Below are 16,483 nucleotides of genomic sequence, written 5' to 3' on the forward strand. Positions count from 1 at the left end.
TTGCACGAGTTTCTCTCTGATGAGTTCCAAGCCCGTCACGAGGAGCAGGCTGGAGCGAAGCTCCACCTGCTCCACAATGCCACCGACGAGACGATTGAACGGATCGACGTGACTGACGAGAAAACGCACGACAGCACGTTGTTCAAAACGGGTTCGTGGCTGCAAGGACGGCTGGTTTTGCTCGATCTGGCGTACTTCAAGTACCGCCGCTTCGCGTTGATCGACGAGAACGACGGCTACTTCGTGAGTCGGCTGAAAGAGAGCGCGAACCCGGTGATAACGGCAGAATTACGGGAATGGCGCGGCCGCGCCATTCCCTTGGAGGGCAAGCAGATCCAAGACGTGGTCGAGGATCTCTCGCGGAAGTACATCGACGTAGAAGTCGAGGCGGAGTTCAAGCGAGGCCAGTACGAAGGGACGCGCTCGCTGGACACGAAGCGGTTCCGCGTCGTCGGCGTCCGCGACGAGGACGCCGACGACTATCATCTGTACATCACAAACCTGCCGCGAGACGAGTTTCTCCCGGCAGATCTAGCAACGCTGTATCGGTGTCGATGGGAGGTAGAAACACTGTTTCGTGAACTGAAGACGCAGTATGAGTTGGACGAGTTCAACACAAGCGACCCGGATGTCGTGAAAATTCTGCTGTATGCGGCGTTGCTGTCACTGCTGGTGAGTCGTGAGCTGTTGGATCTGGTCACCGAGCAGGCTGACGACGAGATCGTGTTTCCGCCGGAACGCTGGGCGGCGACCTTCCGGTCGCACGCCCAGCTCATCCTCCACGAACTCGGAGGGTACCTCGGCTACTCGCCACCGCCGTTGCTGGAGCGGCTGATTGAGGACGCTCAGAAGATCCACCAACAACGACCAATCTTACAAGAAACGCTCGCTACCTATACACAACCGAGGTGTGAGTCTTAGCTAAAGACGAATGGTCCGCCATATTTTCCGTCTCTATTTAGAGATAAAATCGATGCCGCAGGTTGCTGCTGAATTGAACCGGCAGGGAGTAGCGGCTGAGAACGGTGAGGAGTGGTGCCGACAGTCGGTGAAGACAATTCTGAGTAATGACCTGTACGTTGGAGACTACGAGGTGGCGGGGTATGGGGAATCTGTCTCAGAATATCGACTTATGAGCGACGAGTTATTTGAGGCTGTTGAGGATATACGATATCGGTTCCGGGATTCACAGAGCGAGATGAGCGCCGGTCGAAAGCAGTCGAAGGCTGATAGAATTCTATCATCGTATAAATCTGGATTCGAACAGCGGGGTGACGATGACTTCTAACTGCGGCTTCTGTGGGGGGAATCTCACCGAAAGAGGACCTCAATCGGTTCCTGTCTGCGAAGACTGCGGACGCCTCGACACTGCGGAAGAAGAGTCAGAGGAAGTGGCAGCAGCTGAGCAGCCAACAAACAGCGATAGCTCCCAGCGGGAGCCGATAGGCTGGGTGGAGACCGTAGATGTGAAGGACTCCAGTGACGAGTTGCTCGTTGAGCTTCTTTCCTCGCTTGATCAGGCGGGCGACGATCTCGCTGCTAATCCCGACGAACGAGTGTACGCCGCGGAGTTGGCGACAGACGCCTGGGAGAACCGACTCACGGCCGGCCGTAGTGTTGAAGCGACCGTTGGAACGTGTCTATATATCGCGTTCCGTGTATGTGATAAGCCGCGCCCGATTGGAGTCGTCGCTGATATTGTTGACACGACGACGAGTGAAATCACGTCACTACGACAGAACATTGTTTCTGATCAGGACGTGACCCTCACTGCACCTCAGCCTTCCAACTACGTTCCATATTTATCCGCTGATCTCCAGCTACCGACGACGGTGTCTGACCGCGCACAGGACATGCTGGACGGGGTACGTTTAGCTGGCGACCCCGCTGGTATCGCGGCTGGAGCGCTGTATCTGACCGCCCAGGACTCGGACAATCCTGTAACGATGAAGGAGGCGGCGCAGGCTACGCGCCTCACCAAGGAGACAATCTGGCAGCGTGTTGACGACCTGCGGAATCAGTAGTCGTCGAATGTTTCTTGCGACCTTCCATCCCCGTCATCGTCATCGTTGTCGCCGTCGTCTTGCTCGTCAGTATCGCTATCGGACTCTTCGGCGGTGTCAACGTCGTCGTCCTCCTCGTCGGCTTGGGGAGAATCAGTTTTCCCATCCCATTTGAATGCGAATCGCGGGTTCTCCATGGCCCGCTTGATCTTGCTGGGTGATACGTCTGACCCCATGGTCTTCCCGCAGTTCTCGCACTTGTAGAGGTACTTCCAGAAGCCGCCGTCACGTCGCTCTACCGTGAATCGCTCCGTTCCGGGGCAGTAGGGACACCGGAGCGGGAGAGTCTGGTGAATCTCCTCAAATTCTGCCTGCTTGAGGAGGGGGCCTTCGTAACCGCACTCTTCGTTCGTGCACTTGTACTTTCGCACGGTAGTCCCCCACCGTTGGGTCGTACCATTCGGCTTGAGATCACTGCCGCACTTTCGGCACTGAACTCCAACGCTGTCAAGGATGCTGAGGATGAATTGGACCCCGAATCGATTCGCTACTCGATCAATCTGTTCGGGGACATTTCTAGTGTCTGATGACGACGACGAGTTCTCTTCCCGGATTTCCTGGACTTCTTCGAATGTTTCATCGTCGATGACCCGGAGTTTTTCTTCTCGGGCGACGACGGTGTCCTTAAGTGTTAGATTTCCTATTATGATTTGGTTCTGGAGGATGTTACTTATTTGCGCCTCGGTCACATCTTCATCGTATCGGTCGTTGATCTCCCCCTCAACATCCTCCATGTCTTCGTAATCGAGGTAGTGTTCGACGATGGCTCGAATGACCTCTTCACCTTTGTCGGTTAGGCGGATCTCCTTGTCGTCATTCGTTTCGTATCCGTATGGTGGGTCACCGAACGGCCATTTACCTGCCTCAAGGTCTTTTAGTTGCCCTTCGCGGCCGTTTTCGATGATGCGCTGATACCATTCCCGCGCGAAGACGACGCGTCGAGCCAACATCTCGAAGTCGTAGAGGTCGTCCCATTCGAAGTATCCGTGCGTGTGTGCGTACAGGGTGACCCCTGCTTTTCTGAGCCGATCCAGATAGCGGATGGTCTCCCATGGACTCGCGCGGGTCAACCGGTCGAGCTTCCAGACGCCGAGGACATCGAACTTATCTTCCTCCGCGAGTTCTGCGATTTCTTCCAACGAGTCCCGGTCCATTGAGGCGGCCGACTCCGTCAGATCGTATGTCCTCACAATTTCACCGTCCGTCTTTTCGACCTCATCTTTGAGGTTTTCGAGCTGCTTCTCGGTGCTCGTGTTATCGGCCTGTGAGGAGCTGCTAACTCGACCTTGGAGCACCCACCTGAGGCCGTGCATTTCCTCAGACCGCCGCATGCTTAGCACCTCCTTTGAACAGCGGGCGGGCGCCCGAGGTTCTGGCCGTTATAAAACGGGCAGAAGTGGGACGGTCTGCGTTATACAGGGCACTTATAGTGCCCCCGGACTGCTCAGGGATACCTGTCGTACTGTGTCAACGGACGCGTTATCGGAACCACCCCGGGAGCCAGGAGGACGATTCGAGGTCGGTCTCGACCCAGTTTCGGAAGTGCTCCGGGTTCTTGATGATGATGCGGCGGCCGACTTTCTCCGGTTTGCACTTGGGGTCAAGCGTTTTCCGGAAGCTGTAGACTTCGCTCGACTCGGCGTCGAACTCGGCGATGAGCTGGTCGTTCTGCTCTTCGAACTCGACGTCGCCGCGCTCGATCGCATTGTTCCACTTCCGCTTTCCGACATTGTACTCTCGGCTCGCGGGTTTCCGCGGGAAATACTCCGGGACAGGACGGTCCGCGTCATCGTAGATATCCAGCATGATCTCTCGAACGTGCTTGACTGTCCCGTCGCCGTCCGCGTACCGTTCCGATTCGAGAAGACGACGAGAGACGAACCGGAAGATGGGGTTGTGCTGGGTCAGGATGCTCTCCAGGTCTTCCTTGGCGTCGTAGTAATTCTCCTCCTCGGAGTTGCTCGGGAACACGACGTCAAAGTGAAGCATACGTGCCCGGTTTCGGAACCAGTCCTTCGGGCGGGTGTCGTTGCTCGTCAGGATGATCGTCGGGTATGAGATGTCCTGGGACGGCTGCCAGTCTTTCCAGAAGTTCCGGAACGCGCTGATCTGTCTGATCTTGTCTTTCTCGATGTCGTTGACGATGAATGGGAACGGCGTGTTGATCTCGCGGAGCTGACGGATATCCTTCGTGCCGATCTGGTCGGCGTCCGCGCCGGCGTCGGTGACGAGGCCGTCCGTGATGAGGCGGGCGATGACCTCTGTCGTGATGTCCTTGCCGGCGTCGCTCGGCCCGGAGATGTAGAGGTACGGCAGGTCGTTATCGAGGCGCGTCGCCGGGCCGTTGAGTGCCTCGGCGTAGAGGTTCACGAACGGGGCCCACATGCCGAACAGGAGCGCTTCGTACATGTGCGCCTTCACGGCGGTCTGGGTGGTCGTGTTGTATCCCCAGCGATCGACCGTCGTGATGTACCGTTCGAGGTGGTCGAGACAGGCGTTCAGCGTCCCCGCATCTGCCGGGTTCTGCGCGACGACTTGCTTGTGCTTGTCGCCGCACTGGACGTGGATGGCGTTGTCATCCGGGCGGAGATACATGAGTTCCTCGTCGTACTCCGTCTTGTAGAACTCCGAGTACGCCGCAATCGGCGTCGTCACGCCGGTCTGCGTTCGCGTGCCCCCTCGAGTCTCGAAGTCGGCCGCCAGCGCGTTCGCGTAGCTGCTATCCGAGACTGCCTCCGTGGGGAGCGTCAGCTGATAGCCCTCAGTGAGGACTGTCGGTGAAGCGGCCTCCGGAACTAATGGCTCTCCCTCCCCGGCAGCAGCATCTTCTCCCCCGCCGTCCGCGTTTCCACCTCCAGATACTTCTGAGTCAGGTGACCCAGCGGACTCACTCCCTGAAGAGTCGGTTGGTGACTGGACGGAGAGCGTCGCATCGCGGAGGGCGGGCGGAATGTCTTCGGAATCGATAGTCTCGTCCGCCTCGTCAGAGCCGTCGGTCACAGCGACCGTCTCGTCGATGGCTTCGCCCAGTTGTTCGAGTTCGTCTTCGGTTTCGGTGTGGATGCGTGCCCGATCGCTGAGTTCGTCCATCCGGTCATCGAGCCACAGTTCTAGGCGACGTCGTTCCTCTTCCTCGTCTTCGGCAGGCTCCAGTTGCTCGGCGGTGAACTCTTCAAGGAAGATCTCGTGCCCGTACGCCTCGCGGTGTTCCTCGATGAGGTCAAGGAAACCCTCGTCCTTCTTCGACCCTTCGTGAGTCCGCCATACGGTGAAGCTGTTCGACTGGTTCTTCCAGGCGTTGTACGAGAAGTTCGCGCTACCATGCAGCAGGACGACCCCATCCGGCTTGACGATCCGGTATAGCTTAGAGTGAACCACTCGTCTGTTCTTGAGGCGGATCGTCAGCTTCCCCTCCCGGTAGAGTTCGGATAGTCGATGAGCAGTATCGACATCGTCGAGTGCCGTCCGGTACTCGCTCCGATTCCCGATCAGGATGTCGAGAGACTCAACGACCGTGGGGATCTCACTAGACTCTCGGAAGAGGTCACGAATCAGCCCAGGCGACTCGCAGTACGTGATCGCGTCGATGTAGACAGCGTCTTCGAAGAAGTTCAGAAACGACTGCCAGCTACGGACAAGTTCCCACTCTCCCGCGATTCCCTCTTCGACATCCTGTTTGCCGAAGGTTGTTTGCGTGTCGTCGGTCACACAGTGTTCATCGTTAGCACGGACCGAATAATAAAATTGTAGACCGGGTGAAGACATTGGAAGCTCTGAACGCGGGGCTCCCCAAGCGTTATTACCCAATACACGAATCATGAATTGTATGTCGAAAGCCGCTGGAGATCCCGAGCGGGCAATCAATGGCCTCCTGTCGGTCGCCCAGCTCTTGGAGGAGCCACGGCTGGCGCGACTCTACACGTTCGTCCTCCGCGAGGGCAAGGTCACCATTGACGACATCGTTGACACACTGGAGATGCCACGGACGACAGCGTACTCAGACACGGGCACGCTCGTCGAGCTTGGAGTGCTGACGCGAGACGAGGAACAGAAGACGCACACGTATTCGGCGATTCCGATCACCCTCACTGCCAACCTCGACGGCGACGAATACACAGTCACGCCAACCCTCATCGAGGCATTCGGACGCTCCCCCCAGGACCAGAATCTGGACCTCCTGCTCGAAAAGCACGGCATGGGAAAACTCGCGGCCGCGCTCACGTACGCAATCCCATACGCCGAGGGCGAGATGTCGGAGCGGGTAGCTGCCCGGGAACTCGATCTCCAGCACGCCTTCGCTATCGCTGTCTTGCAGGCCCTCCGTGAGGTCGTCCTCGACATGAAGTCGGTCGATCCATACTTCGAGGACATTCGGAGTGCCCGCGAGCAACCGCCCGAGACAGAGGACTGACGGGCAGTAGCGATGAGTGGGTCATTCGATCCGATGCAGGAGGATGTCGTCTGGGTCGCGGATACCGGGCTGTTCGTCGCCTGTGGCCGCCAGCAGAACAACAAGTACGCCGCACTGGAGCAGTTCGCCAAGCGAAACGACCTCACGTTCGTGATTCCGCAGCGCGTGTACGACGAACTCGGTGGCGCTCCGGATCGAAGTACACCGGGCCAAACTCCGATCAATAGCGCGATCGATGCGGGGTGGGTAACGGTCGCTGACGAACCGGACTACACGAGCAGTACCGTATCGAAGGTGATGGACGATGTACGGACGTACATCGCGCAGTCGTCAAACCGACGGGAGGATCAGATCGAGAAAGCAGATACTGCACTCGCAGCAGTTGGAACAGAACGTCTCGAGGCGGGCGACGCGGAATTCGTATGCGCCGTGACGACCGACATCGATGCTGGCGAGGGTATCGTCTCCGCCCTCTCACGAAATGGGTTCGACGGTCGCGTTCAGTTCAAGAATGGATTCGAGTTGGTCGAGAAGATTACCTGAACCGGAGTTCGTTATAGGTCGTCCAGATAGTCCCTCCGCTGTTCCATCTTCTCGCGTTCTGACCGGCGGTCGTAATGCTGCTCAATGACCTCTGGACTAACGTTGGCCCGATCACTTACGACCTTGTCCGGCATGTCGTTATTCAGACTGTGTGTGATACTCCCCCGTCGGATTGCGTGCGGATTCAGTGAGTCGGGACACTTCGACGTGTGATTCCGTGGCCGGGCTTCGCAGTTCATAGGGTCACGGTCGTGCGGGCATTCGCCGTCGTACCGGCACGGTTGCGTCCACTTATATACATAAAACCGTAGCGTGGACTTGCTCGCTCGCCCCTGAACGGTTGTCAGGAGAGGGTCGCGCCCATCATCGTCGGTGACGTCGGGACGCTTGTCGGCGATCCAGTCGTCCAGCAGATCGCAGATCTGGTCAGAAAGGGCGACCAAGCGTTCGCCGTCTCCTTTATTCTTGATCGGCGTCCCCTGATCCGGGCGGTGACGGACTTCGAGATATTGCTCATCAGGGTGGTAATCGTCAACATCGAGGGCGTGGACACCGCCGATCCGCATCATCGTATGCCACATTAACGCGATGGTCACGTGCTCGATCGTCCCGTACTCGTATTTTTCGAGGTGGGCGAGCACTTTCTCCGCTCGTTTGGTCTCCAGCGTTTCGTGGCGCGTATTCTGCTCTGGCGTAATTGATGGTGACAGCACCTTCTCGCTGAGATCCTGTTCGACGCCATCGACGCTCTCGAGCCACCGGATGAACACGCGCAGTGTGTCCATCTGCGTCTTCTCGGTGACTGGCGCGAGGTCGCCCTCGTCACGTCGCCAGAGCCGGTACTGGTGAAGCTGCCGTCCGGTGAGCGTGTTGAGGTTCTCGATCTTTTCTTGCTCGCACCATCGAAGGAAGTGGTTGAGCCGGTACTTGTGAGCCTTCAACGAAGCCTCAGCGAGGTCGTTTTCTTTGTCTGCGAGGTACAGTTCGAGTGCAGTTTCTGGGTCGATTGGTTCCAGACTCATAGATTCGCTTCCCTTGTTTGGGTAGCGAATCACGGTCTGACGGCTACTCTCAGATCGCCGGATTTCGGGTCCTTGACCCGGCGAGAGGTGGCTCCGTTCGACGGTCGAACCGGAGCCTGCAGCGCCCATTACGTACCGACTAGAATCGCTTCCAATCCGAATCGTACCTCAGAAGCGATCGGAAACCGAGTCGAGAGTGGCGAACCCCGTGTCCGGATACTCCGCGACGGTTTCGATGACGGATTCGAGGCGTTCGAGTCGGTGGCTGTACCACATTATTTGGAAAACTATCGGGGCGTTCGGCGTGTCCGGTCCCTCCACCGACTGAACAGAGATCGATTTCGGTCCGAACTCCCGCAGATCCTCCTCGGGGTCACGAACGAATACGAACTGCGGATCACCCTCTCGTAGCTGTCAAGATCCGATATAAGACGGACCAACGGCCACCGGGAACCGTCATCGGACCATCTCCCGGAAGACGCGCGCTTCGACCTTCCGGAGGTGTTCGCCGACCGTGCCGGGAGAGACCCCGACGGCCGCGCCGACGTTTTCGAGCGACGCCCGACGCGGTTCGCTGTAGTATCCCAAGTCGACGGCCGCTTCGAGCACCTCCTCCTGTCGCGCGGTGAGCATCCGGCCGAAGGGTGAGTCGCCCGCCTCGTACTCGCCCATACTGAGGATCTCGACGGTACGGAGTCCATCTCGTCGGCGTACTCGGACAGGCGCCCGAACGTCTCCTCGGTGCCGAGGTACGTGATCTTGAGGTTGTCCTCGGCCGTGAAGCGTATCGGCGTCTCGATCATCAGAAACGAGTCGCGCTGGAGCGCCAGCGCCCGGCGGACCGTCTCTGTCGGCTCGAACTGGCTCACCGCCAGCCACCGGTCGCCGCCGGCGGTGAGGTACTCGATCACGTACGGCGACGCCGATATGATCTCCTCGTAGCGCTCCTGGCTACCGCTCGCCTCGGCCAACAGCAACACGGTATCGTCGGCGAGGAGTTCGACGCGGTGGATGACCCGTCGTTCGATAGACGGCTCCGCAGTCAGTTCGTTCCCGAGGGGATGGAACGCACCGCCGTCGGTGGGTTCGAGCAACACCGTGAGGTACCGCATACACAGTCTTCGTGGGTGTATAAGTAAACTGTCACGGACCGCGGGCACTTATATCACACCACAGGTGAGGCAGCGTGCCTACTGGACTTCCGCCGGTACGGTCCTGTGTGAACGATGCAACGGTACGACCGCCCGACCGCCCTCCCGCTCCCGGCCGAAGCGATCGACGCCTTCCCCGACGACGCCGTCGTCGGCCGCGAGTCACACGAGAACGCCCCCGCCGTCATCGTCCGGGCCGACCGCGTCCGGTCGGTCCTGTCGACGCTCCGCTCGCGAGCGGGGTTCGACCACTGCTCGTGTGTGACCGCCTAGGAGTACGACGACCGCTACGAGACGATCTACCACCTCACCAGCCACGACGACCGGACGCGTGAGCTGTCTGTGGTCGTCCCGACGCCGACGGACGATCCCGTGAGCGAGTCCGCCGCGCCGGTCTACCGGACGGCCGAGTGGCACGAGCGGGAGGCCTACGACCTCGTCGGCATCGAGTACGACGACCACCCGGACCTGCGCCGGATCCTCCTGCCGGAGACCTGGCAGGGTCATCCGCTCTCCCGGAACTACGATCAGGACCGGCCGCAGATCGTCACGCTGCGCGAGCACGCCAATCCGCTGGCGGAGGACCGCCGCAGCCAGGGCGTCGAGGCAGAGACGATGCACCTCAACATCGGACCGCACCACCCCTCTACCCACGGGGTGCTCCACCTGAAGGCGCGGCTGGACGGCGAACAGGTCGTCGACGTGGAGCCCGACATCGGCTACATCCACCGATGCGAGGAGCAGGTGTGCCAGTCGAAGACCTACCGCCACCAGATCATGCCGTACCCCGACCGCTGAGACTGGGGCGGCGCGGGCTTGCTCAACGAGTGGGCCTACGCCCGCGTCATCGAGGAGCTGGCCAACGTCGAGGTGCCCGAGTACGCCCGAGTCGTCCGAACGATGAGCGCCGAACTGTCGCGCATCCTCTCGCACTTCCTCTTCACCGCGATGTACGCCCTGGACGTCAGCGGCGAATTCAACGCCACCTTCATATACGGATTCCGGGACCGAGAGCTCGTCCAGGACCTGCTGGAGGGGCTGACCGGCCAGCGGCTGATGTTCAACTACTTCCGGGTCGGCGGCGTCGCCTGGGACTCCCCGAACCGCGCGCCGACTTCCTGGAAGCCGTGCGCGCCTTCACCGACGATCTGCCGCAGAAGCTCGCGGAGTACCACGACCTGCTGACGGGCAACGAGGTCTTTCAGGTCCGGTGTGTCGACACCGGCGAACTCCCGCCGGCGGTCGCAAAGCGGTACGGGGTCACCGGCCCGGTGGCGCGCGGCTCCGGCATCGACTACGACCTCCGTCGCGACGATCCCTACGGCTACTACGACCGCCTCGATTGGGACGTCGTCACCGAGGACGGCTGCGACAACTTCGCCCGGGTGCTCGTCCGGCTGCGGGAGATCGAGGAGTCGGCCACCATCGTCGAGCAGTGCGTCGACCTCCTCGCGGACTGGCCGGAGGACGACCGGACCTGCCAGGCCAACGTGCCGCGGACGCTGAAGCTGACCGGGGAGTGCTATCGGGCCGTCGAGGGCGCCAAGGGCGAACTCGGGATCTACATCCGCGCCGACGGCACGGAGACCCCCGCGCGGTTCAAGATCCGCGGCCCGTCGTTCTCGAATCTGTCGGCGCTGTCGGCGATGGCCGAAGACGAGTACGTCGCAGACCTCGTCGCGACGCTCGGGAGCCTCGACATCATAATGGGGGAGGTGGACCGATGACGCTGGCGATCTCGACGCCGCGGCGGGGTGACGACGGCCGCCGGGTGACCTGCATCGCCTGCGGCGCGACGCTCGATCGCGGCGACGCCCGCGAGTACGACAAGCACGGCGACCGCTGGAGCCGCGAGGGCAAGGCGTTCGAGTATCTCTGTAAGCCCTGCCACCGCGAGTGCTGCCACCAGAACCGGGACGGGCTCGAAGAGGCCCTCGTCGCGGCGGACGCCGGATGCACCGACCGGAAGAAGTTCCTCAGGCAGTTCTGCGACCTCGTGGCCGAGGACGGGGACTCGAACCGTACGGAGGGATAGCGGACGCCTCGGTCGGGGCCTCGCCCCCGTCTCCTCTCCAACTGCGACGAAACCGCGTCGCTCTCGGCCGACCGTGACCCCCGGCGTATCGTCGTTGCCGCGCGTCCCCGTGGACGGCGGTGGCGACTCGGGGGAAAACGGGTCGACGTCGTACCGCGAGGGGAACGTCACCGTCGCCTGCGCCGGCACGGAGACGGTCGACGGGCGGCAGACCTACCGCCTGGAGGTGACGCCGACTTCGACGGCGATGTCGCTTCGGTCGCAGACGCTCTGGCTCGACGCCGAGTACCTCTATCCGATCAAGCAACACACCGAATTCACGGCCCACGGCGACCGCTACGAATACACCGTCACGTATCGGAACGTCACGTTCAATCCGACGCTCGAACCGGACATCTTTCGGCTCGGTCCCGACGAGGTCCCGGAGAGCGCTCGCCGCGTCCAGTCCGAGTCCTACGAGTCGGCGGCGGCGATGGCCGAAGCGATTACGTTCCCGGTGCCGGAGCCCACCGTCCCAGAGGGGTTCGAGTTCGAGTCGGCCTCGTACCGGTCGACAGATCCAGAGTTCGCCGCGCTCCGATACGAACGTCCGAACGCCGAGGCCGACATCACCGTCTCGGTGTTCGGGACGGTCAGTAACGACACCTCGGGGACGCCGGTCCAAATCGGCCCCCACGAGGCCCGGCGCGTGCGGTCGAACGGGACGACCGCGATCGAGTGGGTCGCCGACGGCTACACCTACCGCGTGAGCGGCAGGGTCGATGCCGACACCCTCGTGCGCGTGGCGCGCTCCGTCGCCGATAGACGAACGGCCCGCGATTTCGATCGGGTGTGAAGCGGCCTTCCGCACAGCGGCGTGCGGCCGTCTACGCACGGTCGGGCTGTTCGAGTCGGATCCGGACGACGGTCCCCTCGGGGTCGTTCGCCTCGAACCGGACCTCGCCGTCCGATTTCGAGACGATCCACTGGGCGAGCCAGAGGCCGAGCCCGCTCGCGTGATCGAGGTGCGTCTCGTACCCCCGCTCGATCGTCGCGATCTCGTCCCCGGAGATCCCCGGCCCGTTGTCGGCGATCCGGATCTCCACGGGCGCGGACGCGGAGGTCGATTCGACTTCGATCCGGACCCTCGGCGCGTCCTTGTCGTTGTGTTCGATCGCGTTTTCGAGCACGCTCTCGATCGCCGATTCGAGCAGCGGATGGGCGTGCACCGTCCGCCGGTCTTCAGCGGCCGATAGGTCCAGCTCGATGGAAGATTCGGGGTGGTCTCGCCGGATCCGATCGGCGCACGTCGTGACGAGGTCCGCGACGTCGAAGGCTTCGCGATCGAACTCACTGGCGTTGAACAGCCCCTCGATGTCCCTGGCTTTCTCCCCCAGCGCGACGACGTCGGCGGCGCGCCGTTTGATCGTCCGGGCGACGTCCTCGGTGGCGACCGCGTCCTCGGTGAAGAGATCGGCGTATCCCAGGATGACGTTCGCGCTGTTCCGGATGTCGTGGCGGAGGACGCGGTTGAGAACGGTGAGCTGGCTGTTTAGCCGCCGGACCTCGGTCTTGGCAATCTGCTGTCGGGTGTCGTAGATCCCGACGACGAATCCGATGATGGCGCCGGCCGAGACCAGATTCGCGACGTTGGTCAACGGGTCGTGTATCGCACCGCCTTCGGCCAGGCCGTGGAGGATCGTCGTGGCCGCGATGAGCCCCAGCGCGAGAACGCCGATTCCACACCAGATCCCGACGCGCAGGACGTACTCGCCCGCGACGTCCCGCCGCCACAGCCAGAGGCCGCCGATCAGCACGCCGGCGGAGTACCCCATCGGGATCAAAATGCCGTACAGGAACGTCCAGACGTTCTCGTTCGGGCCGAGGAGGTGACGGGCGTGAAACGAGAGGAGCGCGATCGCGACGCCGAAAACGATGGCCAGTCCCAGGCGGGCTTTCGCCCTGCGTGAAAGAGTCATCTGGCCGTCCGAAACTGTAGATTGCTCGCCCACATATACCTTGCAGTTTCGAACCCCTCGACGGCTCTCGGTCGCCGTACCGTCGGTTCGGGATCGACGTGTCACACTCACAGACCGAAGCGGGCGGGGATTCCCATCTAAATTGGCTCGGCCCCGGGACCGCTCCCGTCACTCAGATTTTTCATCATCGAGGAGGGAGTGAACGTATGTCCGACGTTGCCGAGGCCGTTCGGGATTTCGAGGGGTACACGCCACGCGTCGTCGCGGACCTACAGAACGTGGACTTCGAGATCGAGTATATGCGTGAGGACGTCGAGACCCTCTATTCGGACGTCGAGCTCGAAGAAGCCTACCAGCTCATTATGGGGAACCTCGTCACGAGCGACGATTTCAAATCGCTCATCGGCGAGCAGGAGTGCCGGGTCCAGACGCTGTTCTTCGACGAGATCCTCGTGTTCATTTTCCCGTCGGAGCGCTATCAAGCGGTCTTCGCCTCGTTCGATTACGAGGAGGACTTTCCGGTGAATCAGTTGGTCCAGGCGGTCACGGGGATCACGTCGGACGAGTAGCGTCTTTCACCGTCCACAACCGACCGGAAGACGAGTGGTGACCGCGTGCGGTCCACGCCCGGCAGAGGGCTTATTCGATACCCAACGCTACCCGACAGTATGCCCTCCACCTTCGTTCGAGCCGGGCCCCTCCAGGCGCTCAAGCTCGCGGCCGTCGTCTGTGTCGTCGCGTTCGGACTGCTCAGCTTCGTCGACGTCCTCCCCGGACAGGAGCTGAACGGCCTGCTGTTCCTCGCGTTTTTCCCCGTGGTACTCGCCGTCGTGGTCGGCACCGAGGCGCTGCTCGCGGTCTACCGGCTCCTGCGTGCCGAGGACCCGATCGCCCGCCTCACGGACAGACGCGCGTACACGGCGGTTCGCGCTATCGAGGCGGTCGTGGCCGTCGTCGCACCGGGCACGTTCTACGTCCTCGTCGTTCGGATCGGCGGCGACGTCGCCGGGCTGGGGGCCGTCGGACTCCTGTTCGTCGGGGTTGGCCTCGCGGGCTCGGCCTACGGCTCGGTGATACTGCGGACGCTCGCCGAATACTACTACCACCGCAAGCGATCTCCGCCGTCGAGGGCGGACGAGCGGGCTGGCGGCCTCGCGGAATGAACCGACACACCCACCAGTGAGCGATCTATGGGCTGTCCGCGTGGCCTGATAGTGATTACTCTCGCTGTTACCGCCGAACGCCATCACCGGTGACGGCGCTGGGCGGGAAGAGACGAGAGTACTCACTATCAGTCGGGACTCGGTTAGTTCTGTCCGGGGGCGTTGCCCGAATTCCCGGGCGCGCCGCCCGATTTGCCGTTACCGTTTCCGTTTCTGTTTCCGTTGTCCGAACTGCCGGACGATCCACCGCCGGCTTCGGACTCGTTCTCCTCGGCCTCCTCGTCTTCGGTCTCTGCCTCTTCGGACTCGTCTTCGTCGTCTCCGTCCTCGTCCTCATCTGCGGCCTGGGGTCCGCCGTCGCGGCCGCGGTCGTCGGTCTCGTTTTCCGCGTCGTCAGTCTCGTTTTCCGCGTCGTCGTCAGGACCGGCCTGACCGGAGCGCCCCGGCGCGTCACCGGACCGACCGGGAGCGTCTGCGGCGTTACCTGCACCGCCGCTCCGCGCGTTCTCGTCCTGTCCGGGGGCGTCGCCGGAGCGGCCGGGCGCGTCGTCAGCCTGGCCGGGGGCGTCCTCCGAGTTGCCCGGGGCATCGTCGGTCGCTTCGGGCGTTTCGGTCTCGTTTTCGGCCGTCTCGTTCTCGCTGTCGTCGTCCTGTCCGGGGGCGTTGCCGGAGTTCCCGGGCGCTTCGTCGGCGTTACCGGGGTTGTTGCCGGTGACGAAGTCCGAGATGACCTGTCCCGGCGGGCCGTCGAAGCCGGCCGACTGGAGCGCGCTCACGAACCCGGCGACGGCCTGGCCGAAGGGCCCCTGCTGGGCGAACTCGACGGTCAGCCGCTCCGTGGTCGTCGCGGTCTCGTTCTCCGCGCTGGCGGTCACGGTGATCGTGACGTTCTCCTGGGGGAGCGGGAGGGCGACCTCGCCGTCGGCGTCGGTCGCGTACGTGCCCGTGCCCGAGTAGTCGCCGTCGGCCTCGATCTCGACGGTGGCGTTCTCGACCGCGTCGTCGCCGTGCGTGACGCGCACGAAGACGCCGTCGTCGGTCTGGACCGCCGAGACTTCGAGCTTCGCGTAGCCGGCCAGCTCGGCCGTCGTCTCGGCGCTCGCGCCTTCGACGCTCGCGGTCACCGTCACCTGCTGGGCGTCTTCGGGCTGGTCCAGCGTGACGGTGCCGTTGGCGTCGGTGGCGTAGGTCCCCGCCTCGGAGTAGTTCTCCTCGGCGGTGACGTTCACGGTGGCGCCCTCGACGGCCTCGCCGTACTGGGTGACCGTCACGGTCGCCGTGCCGTCGTCGTTCTGTTCGACGGCGACGTCGAGTGACTCCGAGAGCGGCACCAACTCGACGCTCGCGCTCGCGTTCGCGCCGTTGGCGCTCGCCTCGACGGTCACCGACACCGTCTCGTTCGGGTTCGGCAGGGCGACCTCGCCGTCGGCGTCGGTCTCGTAGCTCCCGTTCCCGTCGTAGGCTGTCTCGGAGCTCACCGCGACGGTCGCGTTCTCGATCGCCTGGTCGTACTGCGTGACGGTTATCGTCGCCGTGCCGTCGTCGTTCTGCGCCGCGGAGACGGCGAGTGCGTCCTCGCGGGGGCGCAGTTCGACCTGCTGGCTCGCGGTGACGCCGTCGCTGGAGGCGTTGATCGTCACGGTGACTGTCTCGGCCGGCTCGGGGAGCACGACGGTGCCGTCGCCGCCTGTCGTGTACGTCCCGTTGCCCGCGTACGCGCTTTCTCCTGTGACTTCGACTGTCGCGTTCTCGACTGCGCTCTCGTTTGCGGTCACGGTGACGACTGCCTCGCCCGTCTCGGGGCGCTGGTCGACGTCGACCGCGAGTCCGGTCGCCGCGCTCGCGGCCGACGGGACGACGGCCATCCCGAGGACCACGAACGCCGCGACGAGTGCGAACGTGTTGCGGTTCATTGCACTCGGTCGTTGCACCGTATCCATCTTAAACCGGGAACTCGCTCAGCCCGTCTTCCCGCCGATTTAGCCCGATTTAGCCCGATTTAACGGTCTTTGGATTCGGTTCGGCGGATTGGCCCAGCGAGCAGAGTGCTGTGGCTATGAGGTGGGATGGTGATAATCGAGAGCGTCGCGCTCGCTCGGGCGAGCGTGTCACTCTCGGTGTCTGATGAATGTAGTAT

The 16,483-nt window shown here is 62.3% G+C and carries 14 protein-coding genes and 2 pseudogenes; 10 read left to right on the top strand and 6 right to left on the bottom strand.

Annotated features, from left to right (window positions below):
- The 3 genes from ACQUQ0_RS16840 to ACQUQ0_RS16850 form a co-directional block, all read left to right on the top strand.
- On the top strand, positions 1-921 hold a 921-nt coding region (locus ACQUQ0_RS16840; protein ID WP_435186843.1), incomplete at its 5' end, for an IS4 family transposase.
- Between the two features lie 10 nt (positions 922-931).
- Entirely contained in the window at positions 932-1,288 is a 357-nt protein-coding gene (locus ACQUQ0_RS16845) for a recombinase family protein (RefSeq protein WP_435186845.1), read from the top strand.
- Positions 1,278-2,024 (top strand): hypothetical protein, encoded by a 747-nt coding sequence (locus ACQUQ0_RS16850; protein ID WP_435186846.1) that lies wholly within the window; start codon positions 1,278-1,280, stop codon positions 2,022-2,024. The genes ACQUQ0_RS16845 and ACQUQ0_RS16850 overlap by 11 nt, the downstream gene beginning before the upstream one ends.
- On the opposite strand, the gene ACQUQ0_RS16855 is transcribed toward ACQUQ0_RS16850, so the two are convergent.
- The gene (locus tag ACQUQ0_RS16855) at positions 2,018-3,394 is read right to left on the bottom strand and encodes a recombinase family protein (protein ID WP_435186848.1); all 1,377 of its coding nucleotides are present in this window, start codon (positions 3,392-3,394) and stop codon (positions 2,018-2,020) included. The two genes, ACQUQ0_RS16850 and ACQUQ0_RS16855, sit on opposite strands and share 7 nt — an antisense overlap.
- Before the next feature lie 148 nt (positions 3,395-3,542).
- A complete protein-coding gene (locus ACQUQ0_RS16860) occupies positions 3,543-5,927 on the bottom strand; it encodes a hypothetical protein (protein ID WP_435186850.1) in 2,385 nt (794 codons plus the stop codon).
- Between ACQUQ0_RS16860 and ACQUQ0_RS16865 the strand changes: the two genes are divergently transcribed.
- Positions 5,890-6,474: a DUF7437 domain-containing protein gene (locus tag ACQUQ0_RS16865; protein ID WP_435186852.1), complete on the top strand. Its 585-nt coding sequence runs from the start codon at positions 5,890-5,892 to the stop codon at positions 6,472-6,474. The genes ACQUQ0_RS16860 and ACQUQ0_RS16865 overlap by 38 nt on opposite strands.
- 12 nt (positions 6,475-6,486) lie before the next feature.
- Positions 6,487-7,017: a hypothetical protein gene (locus tag ACQUQ0_RS16870; protein WP_435186854.1), complete on the top strand. Its 531-nt coding sequence runs from the start codon at positions 6,487-6,489 to the stop codon at positions 7,015-7,017.
- 11 nt (positions 7,018-7,028) lie between these two features.
- Here ACQUQ0_RS16870 and ACQUQ0_RS16875 read toward each other — a convergent pair whose 3' ends face one another.
- Together ACQUQ0_RS16875 and ACQUQ0_RS16880 are read right to left on the bottom strand one after the other, a co-directional pair.
- Complete coding sequence (locus ACQUQ0_RS16875; RefSeq protein ID WP_435186856.1) at positions 7,029-8,039, bottom strand: tyrosine-type recombinase/integrase; 1,011 nt, start codon at positions 8,037-8,039, stop codon at positions 7,029-7,031.
- A gap of 456 nt (positions 8,040-8,495) precedes the next feature.
- A pseudogene (locus ACQUQ0_RS16880) lies at positions 8,496-9,151 on the bottom strand (helix-turn-helix domain-containing protein).
- 114 nt (positions 9,152-9,265) lie between these two features.
- Between ACQUQ0_RS16880 and ACQUQ0_RS16885 the strand changes: the two are divergent.
- From ACQUQ0_RS16885 to ACQUQ0_RS16895, 3 genes and pseudogenes are all read left to right on the top strand, one after another.
- Positions 9,266-10,917 (top strand): annotated as a pseudogene (locus ACQUQ0_RS16885) (NADH-quinone oxidoreductase subunit D).
- Entirely contained in the window at positions 10,914-11,225 is a 312-nt protein-coding gene (locus tag ACQUQ0_RS16890) for a DUF7562 family protein (protein ID WP_435186857.1), read from the top strand. The pseudogene ACQUQ0_RS16885 and the gene ACQUQ0_RS16890 overlap by 4 nt, the downstream one beginning before the upstream one ends.
- A 94-nt stretch (positions 11,226-11,319) precedes the next feature.
- Entirely contained in the window at positions 11,320-12,060 is a 741-nt protein-coding gene (locus ACQUQ0_RS16895) for a DUF4367 domain-containing protein (protein WP_435186859.1), read from the top strand.
- Positions 12,061-12,091: 31 nt separating this feature from the next.
- Here ACQUQ0_RS16895 and ACQUQ0_RS16900 read toward each other — a convergent pair whose 3' ends face one another.
- The gene (locus ACQUQ0_RS16900; protein ID WP_435186861.1) at positions 12,092-13,183 is read right to left on the bottom strand and encodes an ATP-binding protein; all 1,092 of its coding nucleotides are present in this window, start codon (positions 13,181-13,183) and stop codon (positions 12,092-12,094) included.
- Between the two features lie 206 nt (positions 13,184-13,389).
- Here ACQUQ0_RS16900 and ACQUQ0_RS16905 point away from each other — a divergent pair, with 206 nt between their 5' ends.
- Positions 13,390-13,752: a hypothetical protein gene (locus tag ACQUQ0_RS16905; protein WP_435186863.1), complete on the top strand. Its 363-nt coding sequence runs from the start codon at positions 13,390-13,392 to the stop codon at positions 13,750-13,752.
- A 99-nt stretch (positions 13,753-13,851) separates the two neighbouring features.
- Complete coding sequence (locus tag ACQUQ0_RS16910) at positions 13,852-14,346, top strand: hypothetical protein (RefSeq protein WP_435186865.1); 495 nt, start codon at positions 13,852-13,854, stop codon at positions 14,344-14,346.
- A gap of 143 nt (positions 14,347-14,489) precedes the next feature.
- Here the strand turns inward: ACQUQ0_RS16910 and ACQUQ0_RS16915 are convergent, their stop codons facing one another.
- Positions 14,490-16,259, bottom strand: a complete 1,770-nt coding sequence (locus ACQUQ0_RS16915; protein WP_435186866.1) for a DNA primase — start codon at positions 16,257-16,259, stop codon at positions 14,490-14,492.
- Positions 16,260-16,483 lie beyond the last annotated feature (224 nt).

The sequence above is a fragment of the Halobellus sp. EA9 genome, assembly GCF_051195055.1.
In the GTDB taxonomy this organism is placed as follows: Archaea; Halobacteriota; Halobacteria; order Halobacteriales; family Haloferacaceae; genus Haloquadratum; species Haloquadratum rubicundus.

Excerpts from the sequence above, each read along its gene's own strand:
- ACQUQ0_RS16865 (WP_435186852.1), top strand. The coding sequence starts at position 5,890 with ATGTCGAAAGCCGCTGGAGATCCCGAGCGGGCAATCAATGGCCTCCTG.
- ACQUQ0_RS16855 (WP_435186848.1), bottom strand. The coding sequence starts at position 3,394 with ATGCGGCGGTCTGAGGAAATGCACGGCCTCAGGTGGGTGCTCCAAGGT.
- ACQUQ0_RS16900 (WP_435186861.1), bottom strand. The coding sequence starts at position 13,183 with ATGACTCTTTCACGCAGGGCGAAAGCCCGCCTGGGACTGGCCATCGTT.
- ACQUQ0_RS16905 (WP_435186863.1), top strand. The coding sequence starts at position 13,390 with ATGTCCGACGTTGCCGAGGCCGTTCGGGATTTCGAGGGGTACACGCCA.
- ACQUQ0_RS16910 (WP_435186865.1), top strand. The coding sequence starts at position 13,852 with ATGCCCTCCACCTTCGTTCGAGCCGGGCCCCTCCAGGCGCTCAAGCTC.
- ACQUQ0_RS16845 (WP_435186845.1), top strand. The coding sequence starts at position 932 with ATGGTCCGCCATATTTTCCGTCTCTATTTAGAGATAAAATCGATGCCG.
- ACQUQ0_RS16875 (WP_435186856.1), bottom strand. The coding sequence starts at position 8,039 with ATGAGTCTGGAACCAATCGACCCAGAAACTGCACTCGAACTGTACCTC.
- ACQUQ0_RS16915 (WP_435186866.1), bottom strand. The coding sequence starts at position 16,259 with ATGAACCGCAACACGTTCGCACTCGTCGCGGCGTTCGTGGTCCTCGGG.
- ACQUQ0_RS16890 (WP_435186857.1), top strand. The coding sequence starts at position 10,914 with ATGACGCTGGCGATCTCGACGCCGCGGCGGGGTGACGACGGCCGCCGG.
- ACQUQ0_RS16850 (WP_435186846.1), top strand. The coding sequence starts at position 1,278 with ATGACTTCTAACTGCGGCTTCTGTGGGGGGAATCTCACCGAAAGAGGA.
- ACQUQ0_RS16870 (WP_435186854.1), top strand. The coding sequence starts at position 6,487 with ATGAGTGGGTCATTCGATCCGATGCAGGAGGATGTCGTCTGGGTCGCG.